This is a genomic window from Dechloromonas sp. A34 (assembly GCF_026261605.1).
Lineage (GTDB): Bacteria > Pseudomonadota > Gammaproteobacteria > Burkholderiales > Rhodocyclaceae > Azonexus.
Genome location: NZ_CP102486.1, coordinates 548,162 through 561,212 on the forward strand (window position 1 = coordinate 548,162; position 13,051 = coordinate 561,212).

Consider the following 13,051-nt stretch of genomic DNA (forward strand, 5'->3'; position numbering starts at 1 on the left):
TTCTTACGACTTGTTTCTGGTGGAGACGGGCGGGATCGAACCGCCGACCTATTGATTGCGAACCAATCGCTCTCCCAACTGAGCTACGCCCCCATTGGCAGCAATTCTATACCAGTCCATTTGCCATCTCAAAGTATGGCGCGATGCGTCGCGCTGGCTCTGGAACCTGATCATGGAAAAACACTCTTACCGGGACTGGCTAACCAAACGGAAGCAATCGCGATGAGCAGCTGTGAGATCGGGAACAAGCGTTGTCAGCCCTGCGAAGGCGGTATCCCGCCGCTGGAACCGTCAGCGGCGCAGGACTTGCTGCAATCTTTGACCGGTTGGGCCTTGGTGGCAGAGCGGCTGGAAAAGACTTTTGCTTTTGCCAATCACTACGAAACCATGGCATTCGTGAATGCGATCGCCTGGGTGTCGCACCGCGAGAATCATCACCCGGAGCTGACGGTCGGCTACAAGGATTGCCGGGTCGTCTACTGGACACACGCCATCGGCGGCCTGTCGGAAAACGATTTCATCTGCGCCGCCAAGTTGGAGCGTCTGCTCGAAATCTGAGTCGCTCAGCCCTGGCCGGCACCGGCCACGGCACGCCGCAGGCGGTCGGCAACAGCTGCCCAGTCCGGATCGTCGGGCAGGGCTTCGACGGCGATCAGCGCGAGCCCGGCGTGGTCCATGTCGCGCAGGGCGGCATACAGTTCGTGGGCATAGCCGACCGGGTTGGCCGGCAGCATGCGCCAAAGGTGCGGCATGCCGGCCTGCGGCGGCTGGCTGTGGCCGATGACGCCGCAGACATCACCCTTGTGGCGCTGGGCGTTGATGAAGTCGAGCAGCCGTTCGCGCGCGACCAGGCGCATCGGGGTTTGCGGCGCGTAATGGGCGGCCAGCGAACCGGAGACCCGCGGCGCGCCGCTGGCGGTCTCGATCAGCGGCTGGTGACCGAGCACGGCGGCGAGATGGGCGGGCGCGATGTGGCCGGGCGCAGTACGACGGGGTTGCCCCGCGAGCAGTCGACGATGGTCGATTCGATGCCGACCGTGCACGCGCCGCCATCGAGAATCAGCGGCACGCGATCGCCGAGTTCCTCGGCGACGTGGGCGGCGGTGGTCGGGCTGATGCGCCCGAAGCGATTGGCCGAGGGGCGGCGATGCCGGTGTGTTCGCCGCTGGCTGCGGCGAAGCGGCGGAGCAATTCGAGCGCCACCGGGTGGCCGGGGACGCGCAGGCCGACGGTATCCTGGCCGCCGGTGACGGCGTCGGGCACCCAGGCCTGTTTCTTCAGGATCAGCGTCAGCGGGCCGGGCCAGAAGGTCTCCATGAGCTCCCAAGCGACATCGGGCACGTCTTCAGCCCAGTGGTCGACCGCGTTGTGGCCGCCGAGATGGACGATCAGCGGATGATCGGCCGGCCGCCCCTTGGCGACAAAGATCTTGGCGACCGCGGCCGGGTTCGCGGCATCGGCACCGAGACCGTAGACGGTCTCGGTCGGGATCCCGACCAACTCGCCAGCGCGCAGCAGTTCGACGGCGCGGGCGTAATCCGCTACGGTCGGGATCATTCGTCCCTGATGCCGATGGCAGCGCGGGCGGCGAGGGCCGCATCCTGCACGCCGGCCGGGTCTTCGCCGATCACGGTGAAATGCCCCATCTTGCGCCCCGGGCGGGCGTGGTGCTTGCCGTAGAGGTGAAGCTTGAGGTTGGGCACGGCATGGAGCTTTGCCCACTCGGGTTCGCGATAGTATTCGCCGTCGTACCAGAGGTCGCCGAGCAGATTGACCATGACTGCCGCCGAGTGTGCGCGCGCTTCGCCGAGCGGCAGGCCGCAGAGGGCGCGCACCTGCTGTTCGAACTGGTCGGTGATGCAGGCGTCGATCGTGTAATGGCCGCTGTTGTGCGGGCGCGGTGCCATCTCGTTGACGATCAGCTGGCCGCGGCTGACGAAGAACTCGACGCCCATGGTGCCGATGTAGCCGAGTTTTTCGGCGATGCGGGCGGCGACATCCTCGGCGTCGCTCTTGACGCAGCCGGTGGTCCGTGCCGGCACGATGGAAACGTCGAGAATGCCCTTGGTGTGTTGGTTTTCGCCGGTCGGGAAGCATTGAACCTGGCCGTGCTCATCGCGGGCCAGCACCACCGACACTTCGTAGTCCAGCGTCAGGCGCTGTTCGAGAACGCAGTGCTCGCCCTTGAAGTGAGCGAAGGCGAGCAGCGCTTCCTCGCGATTGTTGACCGTGGCCTGGCCTTTGCCGTCGTAACCGAAGCGGGCGACTTTCAGGATGGCCGGGAACAGCGCGCTATCGGCGTTGCGGATGTCGTCTTCGCAGTGGATCGTGGCGAACGGGCCGTGCGGCAGCCCGTTGTCGCGCAGGAAGGACTTTTCGGCGATGCGGTTCTGGCAGACGGCGACGGCAGCCGCCGAGGGGCGCACCGGGACGAACTTGGCGAGGTAGTCCAGCGTATCGGCCGGGACGTTCTCGAATTCGGTGGTGATCGCCGCGCAGCCGTTGGCGAATTCGTCGAGGGCCGGGTAGTCGTCGTAGGCGACGCAGAAATGGCGCTCGGCGATCTGGCCGGCCGGGGAGTTCTTGTCCGGATCGAGTACCCAGACCTGGTAACCCATCTCGTGGGCGGCGGTGACGAAGAAGCGGCCCAACTGGCCGCCGCCGAGCATGCCCAGCGTTGCGGGCGGCAGGATCATGGTCGAGGCCATCGGGCTCAAACTTCCGGCAGCTTCATGGCCAGGACCTTTTCGGTCTGGGCCTGGCGGAAGGCCTGCAGGCGGGCATTCAGTTCCGGGTTGTCGTTGGCCAGCATGGCGACGGCGAACAGCGCCGCGTTGGCGGCGCCGGCCTCGCCGATGGCGAAGGTGGCGACTGGAATGCCCTTCGGCATCTGGACGATGGAGTGCAGCGAATCGACACCGGACAGGGCCTTGGACTGGACCGGCACGCCGAGCACCGGCACCGTGGTCTTGGCGGCCAGCATGCCCGGCAGGTGGGCGGCGCCGCCGGCCCCGGCGATGATCGCCTTGAGGCCGCGTTCGCCGGCCATCGCGGCGTAGTCGAAGAGCAGGTCGGGGGTGCGGTGGGCGGAAACGACGCGGGCCTCGAAGGGCACGCCGAAGTCCTTGAGGATAACGGCGGCGGCCTGCATGGTCGGCCAGTCGGAATCGGAGCCCATGACGACGCCGACGAGTGGTTGGTGGTGCGTGGTCATAATCCGGCCTTCCGTTCGGCGGCTTCGATGGTGTTGGCGAGCAGCATGGTGATGGTCATCGGGCCGACGCCACCCGGCACCGGGGTGATCTGGCCGGCGACTTCGGCGCAGCCGGCGAAATCGACGTCGCCGCAGAGCTTGCCGTCGGGCAGGCGGTTGATGCCGACGTCGATGACTACGGCGCCGGGCTTGACCATGTCGGCGGTGACGAAACGCGGCTTGCCGACGGCGGCGACCAGGATGTCGGCGCGCCGGGCGTGGCCGGCGAGGTCCTTGGTGCGCGAGTTGCAGACGGTGACCGTGGCGCCGGCATTGATCAGGAGCAGGGCCATGGGTTTGCCGACGATGTTGGAGCGGCCGATGACGACGGCTTCCTTGCCGGAGAGATCGACATTGCCCTTCTCGAACATCTTCATGACGCCGTAGGGCGTGCACGGGATGAAGCGCGGATTGCCCTGCGCCAGCGCGCCGACGTTCTCGGCATGGAAGCCGTCGACGTCCTTGTCGGTGGCAATTGCTTCGAGCACGGCTTCTTCATCGAAGTGTTTGGGCAGCGGCAGCTGGACCAGGATGCCGTGGATATTCGGATCGGCATTCAATTCGGCGATCTTGGCCAGCACCGTGGCCTGATCGACGGTCGCCTCGTAGGTGATCTTTTCGGAGTGCATGCCGATGGCCAGGCAGCCATTGACCTTGTTCTTCACGTAGACCTGGGAGGCCGGGTCTTCGCCAACCAGAATGACCACCAGGCCGGGGCGATGCCCCTTGGCGGTCAGGGCTTCCACGCGGGCCTTGAAACTCTGGCGCAGTTCTTCGGCCAGGGCCTTGCCGTCGATAATTCGTGCTGTCATCGTCGCATCCAACAGAAAAGAAAAGGGGAAAGGCGGCTGCCTTTCCCTTTGAATTGGCGACTATTTTACCAGATTACGCGGCGGCGGCCTCGGCTGCGCCAACGGCGACGCGTCCGGCTTCGAAGGCGCGGCGGTTCATGTCCACCATCTTCTCGCCTTTTTTCTCGAAACGCTTGAGTACGCAGGCGAGTAGGGTTTCGGCCGGGAAGGGCAGGTGATCGGCGATGGCGCCGAGCATCACGGTGTTGCCGAGGCGAATGTCGCCGAGTTCCTGGGCGATCGAGGTGGCGTCGAAGGCGACGACCTTGTTACCCGATTTCCTGATGTCCGCGAGCGGGTCTTCCGGGTAATCGAAGAGGCCGAGTTCGACGACTGGTGGCACCAGTTTAGCGGTATTCATCAGCGTGATGCCGCCCGGCTTCAGCATGTGCTGCCAGCGCATGGCTTCGGCCGACTCGAACCCGAGCAGCACGTCGGCGGTGCCCGGCGTGATCTGCGGCGACAGAACCCGCTGGCCGAAGCGCAGGTGCGACGAAACCACGCCGCCGCGCTGGGCCATGCCGGCGACTTCGGTCTTCTTGGCGTCGTGGCCCATGGCGATGGCGGCTTCGGCGAGGATTTCGGTCGCCGTCATGACGCCCTGGCCGCCGATGCCGACAACGAGAATGTTGGTGTTCGAACTCATGCGCAGGCCCCTCCCTTGATCAGCTGGATAGGCGAGGTCGGCACGTGGTGCACGATGGCCTTCGGCGCGCAGGGCTGGACGCACAGGCCGCAGCCGGTACACACCGAGGTTTCGATGCGCACGAAGGCGAGATCGACTTCCTTGCCGCTGGCCTTGACCTCCTTGCCACGGCGGGTGACGTGGATGGCCGGGCAGCCGACGTCGATGCAGTTGCCGCAGCCGGTGCACTTGTCGTCGATGACCTCGAAGGGTTTCAGCTTGTGGTAATCCTTGATCAGTACGCAGGGCTGGTCGGTGATGATGACCGAGACCTCAGGCACCTTGACCTCCTCGCGGATGGTCTTGAACAGCACCGGCAATTCGTAGGGATTGACTGTGTGGATGCGCTCTTCCTTGACGCCGAGCGCCGAGACCAGCTTGGCGAAGTCGATGCGCGGTGCATCGTCGCCGTAGATGTCGCGGCCGTTGCCCGGATTGTCCTGGCCGCCGGTCATGCCGACGGCGCGGTTGTCGAGGAGCAGGACGGTGACGTTGCCCTTGTTGTAGACCATGTCGAGCAGGCCCTGCATGCCCATGTGCAGGAAGGTCGAGTCGCCGATCACGGCGACGATGCGCTTGTCCTTGTCGGCCTCGCCGCGGCCCTTGTCCATGCCCAGCGCGACGCCCATCGAGGCGCCCATCGAGACGCAGGTGTCGAGCGCGTTCCACGGGTGTCCTGCCCCCAGCGTGTAGCAGCCGATGTCGCCCGATATGTTCAGGTTGCGGACCTGGGACAGCGTGTAATAGACGCCGAGGTGCGGGCAGGCCACGCACATGGTTGGTGGCCGCGGGAAAACCGGCAGCGGGGCGCGCGCCGTCATGGCCGGCACCGGCTCGCCGAGTAGCTTGGCGATGGCCGGTTTCAGCACGTTGGGTGACAGTTCGCCCTGCAAGGGCAGGATTTCCTTGCCGATGACCTGGATGCCCTGGGCCTTGAGTTCGGTTTCGATCAGCGGCTCGACTTCCTCGACGACGACGACCTGATCGACCAGTGCCGCGAGTTCGCGGCACTTTTCGAACGGCACCGGGCAGGAGAAGCCGAGCTTGAGCACTGGCGCGTCGGGGAAGGATTCCTTGACGTGCATGTAGGCCGGGCCGGAGGTGATGAAGCCGACGCGCTTGTCGCTGCCGTTTTCGATGAAATTGAGCGGCGAACTTTCGGCGATGGCACGCAGGTTGGCATCACGCTGGAACATCAGCGGAATGCGCTTGCCGGCGTTGCCCGGCACCATCACGAAGCGGCCGGGTTCCTTCTTGAAGCCGGCACCGGTATGGGCGACGCGCTCGCCGACTTCGACCAGCGACTTCACATGATTGATTCGGGTCGTCATGCGCAGGATGACCGGTACCTGGAACTGCTCGGACAGCTCGTAGGCGAGCTTGGTCATCGCATAGGCTTCCTGCGAGTCGGCCGGCTCGAATACCGGAACGTGCGCGAAACGGCCCCAGTAGCGGGAATCCTGCTCGTTCTGCGAGGAGGAGAGACCGACGTCGTCGGCGATGGCGATCACCAGGCCGCCGACCACGCCGGTCAGGGTTAGGGTCATCAGCGCGTCGGAGGCAACGTTCATGCCGACGTGCTTCATGCAGCAGAAGGCGCGCGAGCCGGCATAGGCGGCGCCGATGGCGACTTCCAGCGAAACCTTCTCATTGACCGACCATTCGGCGTAGAGGTCCGGGTAGGTCGAGATGACTTCCTGCATCTCGGTCGACGGCGTGCCCGGGTAGGCGGCGGCGACCTTGACGCCGGACTCCCAGACGGCGCGGGCCACGGCTTCGTTGCCGGACATGAGGTGCCGGCTGGCCGCCGGGGCTGGCATCACTGCTGCCATGGTTGCTCCTGTGATCAAGGCGAAAACCTTCGATTATAGAGGGGCTTTTGCTTGCCGACTTGATACAGAGCAAGTCGCTGTGCTTTTAAATTTTGTCTCACTTTCCCGCTAAAAATTTATCGGCTACGGGATATCCCCATATTGCACGATGCGAATATTGTTTTTGCAATGTGAAACTAGAAGTAAGGGAAATCTCGGGGCGCGGATTTACCAAATGCGTCCTGGAAAGCGGTACAGTTGTTTTGCTTCACATGGGCAAAACAGAATGAAAACCAACCTAGGAGACAAACCATGGCCGACCAACCGAACGCCCTGCCTGACCCCAACGACGTAGATCCGCAAGAGACCAAGGAATGGACTGATGCCCTCGATGGCGTCATCACCCAGGAAGGCGCCGAACGCGCCCATTACCTGATCGAAAAACTGATTGGTCAGGCCCGCGAAGACGGGATCGACATCCCCTATTCCGCCAATACCGAATACATCAACACCATCCCGGCTGACCGCCAGCCCAAGTACCCGGGCAACCCGGACCTGGAAATCAAGATCCACTCCTATATCCGCTGGAACGCCATGGCCATGGTCGTCCGCGCCAACAAGGACACCAACGTCGGCGGCCACATCGCCTCCTTCGCTTCCGCCGCCGCCCTCTACGACGTCGGTTTTTCGCATTTCTGGAAGAGCATCCATGACGAGTCCGGTGGCGACCTGATCTTCTTCCAGGGCCACTCGGTGCCGGGCGTTTATTCCCGCGCCTTCATGCTCGGTCGCCTGACCGAAGAGCAGATGGACAACTTCCGCCAGGAAACCGACGGCAAGGGCATCTCCTCCTACCCGCACCCCTGGCTGATGCCGGACTTCTGGCAGTTCCCGACCGTCTCCATGGGCCTCGGCCCGATCCAGGCCATCTATCAGGCCCGCTTCATGAAGTACCTGGCCTCGCGCGGCCTGATCGATGCCGCCAAGGCAGAAAAGCGCAAGGTCTGGGCCTTCCTCGGCGACGGCGAGACCGACGAGGTCGAATCGCTCGGCGCCATCGGCATGGCCGGCCGTGAAAAGCTGGACAACCTGATTTTCGTCATCAACTGCAACCTGCAGCGTCTCGACGGCCCGGTGCGCGGCAACGGCAAGATCATTCAGGAACTCGAATCCGAATTCCGCGGTGCCGGCTGGAACGTCATCAAGCTGATCTGGGGTACCCACTGGGATGCACTTTTCCAGCGCGACAAGAAGGGCATCCTCAAGAAGCGCATGATGGAACTCTGCGACGGCGAATATCAGACCTTCAAGGCCAAGAACGGCGCCTATGTCCGCGAGAACTTCTTCAATACGCCGGAACTGCGCGAGCTGGTTGCCGACTGGACCGACGACGAAGTCTGGGCGCTGAACCGCGGCGGTCACGACATCTTCAAGATTTTCGCCGCCTACAATGCGGCCGTCACCCACAAGGGCGCTCCGACCCTGATCCTGGCCAAGACCATCAAGGGCTTTGGCATGGGCCAGGCCGGCGAGGCGATGAATATCTCCCACCAGCAGAAGAAAATGGATATCGAGCAGATCGGTCGCTTCCGCGACCGTTTCGCCCTGCCGGTTCCTGACGACAAGCTCGAAGAGCTGCCCTACCTGACCTTCCCGGAAGATTCGGAAGAATACAAGTACATGCGCCAGCGCCGCATGGACCTCGGTGGCTTCCTGCCGCAGCGCCGCCGCAAGGCCGAACCGCTGGCTATTCCGCCGCTCGAGACCTTTGCCGCCCTGTTGAAGGCCTCCGGCGAAGGCCGCGAGTTGTCCACGACGATGGCCATCGTCCGCATCATGAACATGATGTTGAAGGACAAGAATGTCGGCAAGAACGTCGTGCCCATCGTGCCGGACGAATCGCGCACCTTTGGCATGGAAGGCATGTTCCGCTCGGTCGGTATCTGGAACCAGGAAGGCCAGAACTATGTGCCGGAAGACCACGACCAGCTGATGTTCTACAAGGAGTCGAAAACTGGCCAGGTGCTGCAGGAAGGCATCAACGAATCGGGCGCGATGAGCGACTGGATCGCTGCCGCCACCTCGTACTCCGTGCATAACGTGCAGACCATTCCGTTCTACATCTGCTACTCGATGTTCGGCATGCAGCGCGTTCTCGACCTCTGCTGGGCGGCTGGCGACCAACGCGCCCGCGGCTTCCTGATCGGCGGCACCGCCGGTCGCACGACCCTGAACGGCGAAGGTCTGCAGCACGAAGACGGTCACAGCCTGATCCTCTCCAACCTGATCCCGAACTGCGTCTCTTACGACCCGACTTTCCAGTACGAAGTCGCCGTCATCGCCCAGGACGGCATGCGCCGCATGCACGTCGAGCAGGAAGACGTCTTCTACTACATCACCGTGATGAACGAGAACTACGAGCACCCGGAAATGCCGGTGGGCGCCGAAGCCGACATCATCAAGGGGATGTACGCCTTCAAGAAGGGCGCCGATTCCACTGGCCCGCGCGTCCAGTTGCTCGGCTCCGGCACCATCTTCCGCGAAGTCATCGCCGCCGCCGACCTGCTCAAGAGCGACTGGGGCGTCGAGGCCGACATCTGGGGCTGCCCGAGCATGAACGAACTGGCCCGCAACGGTCTCGATGTCCAGCGCTGGAACATGCTGCACCCGCTGGAAGAGCCGAAGCTGTCGCATGTCGAAGAAAAGCTCAAGGATGCCAAGGGTCCGGTCATTGCTTCGACCGACTACATCAAGCTGTTCTCCGAGCAGATCCGTCCCTTCGTCAAGGCACCGTACGTCACGCTGGGCACCGATGGTTTCGGTCGTTCCGATACCCGCGAGAAGCTGCGTCACCATTTCGAGGTCGATCGTCACTGGGTGACGCTGGCTGCCCTCAAGGCGCTGGCCGACAACGGCGAAATCGGTCGCGAGAAGGTCGCTGCCGCCCTGGTCAAGTACAACCTTGACCCGAACAAACCCAACCCGATGTCGGTTTAATCAGGGAGAGACAACATGAGCCAAATCATTGAAGTCAAAGTCCCCGATATCGGCGATTTCTCCGAAGTGCCGGTCATCGAGCTGTACGTCAAGGTCGGCGACAGCATCAAGGTCGACGACGCGATCGCCACCCTCGAATCCGATAAGGCGACGATGGATGTGCCTTCCACGGTGGACGGTGTGGTCAAGGAAGTGCTGGTCCAGCTCGGTTCCAAGGTCGGCGAAGGCACGGTGCTGATCAAGGTCGAAAGCGGCGCCGCCGCGGCTGCTCCGGCCCCGCAGGCTGCGGCGCCCGCCCCGGCCCCGGTTGCCGCCGCTCCGGCAGCTGCCCCGCCGCCGGCGGTGGCGTGGTCGAGGTCAAGGTGCCGGATATCGGCGACTTCTCGGAAGTGCCGGTCATCGAGTTGTACGTCAAGGTTGGCGACAGCATCAAGGTTGACGATGCGATTGCTACCCTCGAATCCGACAAGGCGACGATGGACGTCCCGTCCACCGTGGCGGGTACGGTCAAGGAAGTGCTGGTCCAGCTCGGCTCCAAGGTCGGCGAAGGCACGGTCCTGATCAAGGTCGAAACCGGCGCCGGCGCTGCTGCCCCGCCGCCGCTCCGCAAGCTGCCGCCCCGGCATCGGCATCGGCACCTGCCGCTGCTCCGGCTGCCGTGCCCGCTACCGCTGCTGCTCCGGCGGCACCTTCCGCCCTGGCACCGGCCCTGCCGATCGGCAGCAAGGTGCACGCCTCGCCGTCGGTCCGCGCCTTTGCTCGCGAACTCGGCGTCGATCTGGCCAAGGTGCCGGCGACCGGTCCGAAAGGCCGCATCGTCAAGGAAGACCTCAGCAAGTACGTCAAGGGCGTGATGTCCGGCGCCATTTCCGGCCCGGTCGCCGCCGCTGCCGGCGGTGTCGTTGGCGGTGGCGTGCTCGATCTGCTGCCCTGGCCGAAGGTCGATTTCGCCAAGTTCGGCGAGATCGAGGTCAAGCCGCTGTCGCGCATCAAGAAGATTTCCGGCCAGAACCTGTCGCGCAACTGGGTCATGATCCCGGCCGTGACTTATCACGAAGACGCCGACATCACCGACATCGAAGCCTTCCGCGTCCTGCTCAACAAGGAAAACGAAAAGGGTGGCGGCGCCAAGCTGACCATGCTCGCTTTCCTGATGAAGGCCTGCGTCAAGGGCCTGCAGAAATTCCCGGAATTCAATTCCTCGCTCGATGGCGACAATCTGGTGTTGAAGAAGTATTTCAACATCGGTTTCGCGGCCGACACGCCGAATGGTCTGGTCGTCCCGGTGGTCAAGAATGTCGACAAGAAGTCGGTCTTCGAACTGGCGCAGGAATCCGGCGATCTGGCCAAGCAGGCGCGTGACGGCAAGCTCAAGCCGGCCGATATGTCCGGTGCCTGCTTCACGATCTCCAGCCTGGGCGGCATCGGCGGCACCTACTTCGCGCCGATCGTCAATGCGCCGGAAGTCGCCATCCTCGGCGTCAACAAGTCGGCCATGAAGCCGGTCTGGGACGGCAAGGCCTTCGTGCCGCGCCTCGTCCTGCCGCTGTCGCTGACCGCTGACCACCGCGTTATCGACGGCGCCCTGGCGACCCGCTTCAATGTCTATATCGCGCAACTGCTGGCCGACTTCCGTCGCGTCGCGCTGTAAAGGGGAATGACCATGAGCAATCTGGTAGAAGTCAAAGTCCCCGATATCGGCGATTTCGCCGAAGTGCCGATCATCGACCTTTTCGTCAAAGTCGGCGACAGCATCAAGGTCGATGACGCGATCTGCACGCTGGAATCCGACAAGGCGACGATGGATGTGCCGTCGCCGGTCGCCGGCGTGGTCAAGGAAGTACTCGTCGCGCTCGGCGCCAAGGTCGGTGAAGGTGCGTTGCTGATCAAGGTCGAAACGGGGGCGGCTGCCGGCGCCCCGGCACCAGCTCCGCAAGCCGCGGCGCCGGCCGCTGCGCCGGTGGCTGCAGCACCCGCCCCGGTCGCTGCCAGCCATGCCGGCGGTGCCGACCTCGAGTGCGAAATGCTCGTCCTCGGCGCCGGTCCCGGCGGCTACTCGGCGGCTTTCCGCTCGGCCGACCTCGGCATGAAGACCATCATCGTCGAGCGTTACGCGACGCTGGGCGGCGTCTGCCTGAACGTCGGCTGCATCCCGTCCAAGGCGCTGCTGCACGTCGCCGCGGTGATGGATGAAGCCAATCACATGGCCGATCTTGGCGTCAGCTTTGCCGCGCCGACCGTCGATATCGACAAGCTGCGTGCCCACAAGGACAAGGTGGTCGGCAAGCTGACCGGCGGTCTGGCCGGCATGGCCAAGGGCCGCAAGGTCGATATCGTGCGCGGTTACGGTTCCTTCCTCGATGCCAATCACATCGAGGTCGAGGAAACCACCGGCACGAGCCAGGAAAAGACCGGCGTTAAGAAGATCATCAAGTTCCAGAAGTGCATCATCGCCGCCGGTTCGGCCGCCGTGCATCTGCCCTTCATTCCGAAGGACCCGCGCATCGTCGATTCGACCGGGGCGCTCGAACTGCGCTTCGTGCCGAAGAAGATGCTGGTCATCGGCGGCGGCATCATCGGCCTCGAAATGGCCACTGTCTATTCGACGCTGGGCACCAAGGTCGATGTCGTCGAAATGCTCGATGCGTTGATGCAGGGGCCGGATCGCGATGCGGTCAAGGTCTGGGAAAAGCAGAACCTGTCGCGTTTCGACAAGATCATGCTGAAGACCAAGACGGTGGCCGTTGAAGCCAAGGACGACGGCCTGTGGGTCAAGTTCGAAGGTGAGGGCGCGCCGAATGCCGAAGCCGTGCGTTACGACATGATCCTGCAAGCCGCCGGCCGCTCGCCGAACGGCAAGAAGATCGCTGCCGAGAAGGCCGGCATCGCCGTCACCGACCGCGGTTTCATCAATGTCGATGCGCAGATGCGGACCAACGTGCCGCACATCTTTGCAATCGGCGATATCGTCGGCAATCCGATGCTCGCCCACAAGGCGGTCCATGAAGCCCACGTCGCGGCGGAAGTCGCGGCCGGCCACAAGGCGGCCTTCGACGCCCAGGTGATTCCCGGCGTCGCCTACACCCATCCGGAAGTGGCCTGGGTCGGCTACACCGAGGAGCAGGCCAAGAAGGAAGGGCGCAAGATCGAATCGGCCAAGTTCCCGTGGGCGGCCTCCGGGCGCGCCATCGCCAACGGCGCCGAGTACGGCTTCACCAAGCTGATCTTCGATGCCGAAACGCATCGCGTGATCGGCGGGGCGATTGTCGGCCCGAACGCCGGCGACATGATCGGCGAAGTCTGCCTGGCCATCGAAATGGGCTGCGATGCGGTTGATATCGGCAAAACCATCCATCCGCACCCGACGCTGGGCGAAACGATCGGCATGGCCGCCGAAGTGGCACACGGCTCCTGCACCGACGTGCCGCCGCCGCGCAAGAAGTAAGCGCCGACG

The 13,051-nt window shown here is 63.8% G+C and carries 11 protein-coding genes, 1 tRNA gene and 1 pseudogene; 4 read left to right on the forward strand and 9 right to left on the reverse strand.

Going from position 1 to position 13,051, the window contains the following annotated elements; translation table 11 throughout:
• Positions 1-17: 17 nt before the first annotated feature.
• Positions 18-93 (reverse strand) — tRNA-Ala (locus NQE15_RS02745).
• 129 nt (positions 94-222) lie between these two features.
• Here NQE15_RS02745 and NQE15_RS02750 point away from each other — a divergent pair.
• Positions 223-558, forward strand: a complete 336-nt coding sequence (locus NQE15_RS02750; RefSeq protein ID WP_265946297.1) for a 4a-hydroxytetrahydrobiopterin dehydratase — start codon at positions 223-225, stop codon at positions 556-558.
• Positions 559-563: 5 nt separating this feature from the next.
• Here NQE15_RS02750 and NQE15_RS23775 read toward each other — a convergent pair whose 3' ends face one another.
• From NQE15_RS23775 to NQE15_RS02780, 8 genes are all read right to left on the reverse strand, one after another.
• Positions 564-947 carry a Sua5 family C-terminal domain-containing protein gene (locus NQE15_RS23775; RefSeq protein ID WP_323054978.1) on the reverse strand — a complete coding sequence of 128 codons (384 nt, stop codon included), beginning with the start codon at positions 945-947 and terminating at the stop codon, positions 564-566.
• Positions 926-1,117 (reverse strand): L-threonylcarbamoyladenylate synthase, encoded by a 192-nt coding sequence (locus NQE15_RS23780; protein WP_323054979.1) that lies wholly within the window; start codon positions 1,115-1,117, stop codon positions 926-928. Before NQE15_RS23780 ends, NQE15_RS23775 begins: the two co-directional genes overlap by 22 nt.
• The gene (locus NQE15_RS23785; protein ID WP_323054946.1) at positions 1,060-1,557 is read right to left on the reverse strand and encodes an L-threonylcarbamoyladenylate synthase; all 498 of its coding nucleotides are present in this window, start codon (positions 1,555-1,557) and stop codon (positions 1,060-1,062) included. The genes NQE15_RS23780 and NQE15_RS23785 overlap by 58 nt, the downstream gene beginning before the upstream one ends.
• Positions 1,554-2,696, reverse strand: coding sequence for a 5-(carboxyamino)imidazole ribonucleotide synthase (locus NQE15_RS02760; protein ID WP_265950094.1), 1,143 nt, complete (start codon positions 2,694-2,696; stop codon positions 1,554-1,556). Before NQE15_RS02760 ends, NQE15_RS23785 begins: the two co-directional genes overlap by 4 nt.
• A 17-nt stretch (positions 2,697-2,713) precedes the next feature.
• Positions 2,714-3,214, reverse strand: a complete 501-nt coding sequence (purE, locus tag NQE15_RS02765) for a 5-(carboxyamino)imidazole ribonucleotide mutase (protein ID WP_265946299.1) — start codon at positions 3,212-3,214, stop codon at positions 2,714-2,716.
• Positions 3,211-4,065 (reverse strand): bifunctional methylenetetrahydrofolate dehydrogenase/methenyltetrahydrofolate cyclohydrolase FolD, encoded by an 855-nt coding sequence (folD, locus tag NQE15_RS02770; protein WP_265946301.1) that lies wholly within the window; start codon positions 4,063-4,065, stop codon positions 3,211-3,213. Before folD ends, purE begins: the two co-directional genes overlap by 4 nt.
• A 73-nt stretch (positions 4,066-4,138) precedes the next feature.
• Positions 4,139-4,750 carry an indolepyruvate oxidoreductase subunit beta gene (locus NQE15_RS02775; protein ID WP_265946303.1) on the reverse strand — a complete coding sequence of 204 codons (612 nt, stop codon included), beginning with the start codon at positions 4,748-4,750 and terminating at the stop codon, positions 4,139-4,141.
• Complete coding sequence (locus NQE15_RS02780; protein WP_265946305.1) at positions 4,747-6,621, reverse strand: thiamine pyrophosphate-dependent enzyme; 1,875 nt, start codon at positions 6,619-6,621, stop codon at positions 4,747-4,749. The genes NQE15_RS02775 and NQE15_RS02780 overlap by 4 nt, the downstream gene beginning before the upstream one ends.
• Before the next feature lie 291 nt (positions 6,622-6,912).
• Between NQE15_RS02780 and aceE the strand changes: the two genes are divergently transcribed.
• The 3 genes and pseudogenes from aceE to lpdA all read left to right on the forward strand — a co-directional run bounded on the left by aceE (position 6,913) and on the right by lpdA (position 13,042).
• On the forward strand, positions 6,913-9,597 hold the full coding sequence (gene aceE / locus NQE15_RS02785; protein ID WP_265946307.1) for a pyruvate dehydrogenase (acetyl-transferring), homodimeric type: 2,685 nt from the start codon (positions 6,913-6,915) through the stop codon (positions 9,595-9,597).
• Between the two features lie 15 nt (positions 9,598-9,612).
• A pseudogene (gene aceF, locus NQE15_RS02790) lies at positions 9,613-11,248 on the forward strand (dihydrolipoyllysine-residue acetyltransferase).
• A gap of 12 nt (positions 11,249-11,260) precedes the next feature.
• Complete coding sequence (gene lpdA / locus NQE15_RS02795) at positions 11,261-13,042, forward strand: dihydrolipoyl dehydrogenase (RefSeq protein WP_265946309.1); 1,782 nt, start codon at positions 11,261-11,263, stop codon at positions 13,040-13,042.
• The last annotated feature ends 9 nt before the right edge of the window (positions 13,043-13,051 follow it).

What these genes read in the sequence shown, in the direction of transcription:
- NQE15_RS02750 (WP_265946297.1), top strand. Translation starts at nt 223, where the DNA reads ATGAGCAGCTGTGAGATCGGGAACAAGCGTTGTCAGCCCTGCGAAGGC.
- NQE15_RS23785 (WP_323054946.1), bottom strand. Translation starts at nt 1,557, where the DNA reads ATGATCCCGACCGTAGCGGATTACGCCCGCGCCGTCGAACTGCTGCGC.
- NQE15_RS02760 (WP_265950094.1), bottom strand. Translation starts at nt 2,696, where the DNA reads ATGATCCTGCCGCCCGCAACGCTGGGCATGCTCGGCGGCGGCCAGTTG.
- purE (WP_265946299.1), bottom strand. Translation starts at nt 3,214, where the DNA reads ATGACCACGCACCACCAACCACTCGTCGGCGTCGTCATGGGCTCCGAT.
- folD (WP_265946301.1), bottom strand. Translation starts at nt 4,065, where the DNA reads ATGACAGCACGAATTATCGACGGCAAGGCCCTGGCCGAAGAACTGCGC.
- NQE15_RS02775 (WP_265946303.1), bottom strand. Translation starts at nt 4,750, where the DNA reads ATGAGTTCGAACACCAACATTCTCGTTGTCGGCATCGGCGGCCAGGGC.
- NQE15_RS02780 (WP_265946305.1), bottom strand. Translation starts at nt 6,621, where the DNA reads ATGGCAGCAGTGATGCCAGCCCCGGCGGCCAGCCGGCACCTCATGTCC.
- aceE (WP_265946307.1), top strand. Translation starts at nt 6,913, where the DNA reads ATGGCCGACCAACCGAACGCCCTGCCTGACCCCAACGACGTAGATCCG.
- lpdA (WP_265946309.1), top strand. Translation starts at nt 11,261, where the DNA reads ATGAGCAATCTGGTAGAAGTCAAAGTCCCCGATATCGGCGATTTCGCC.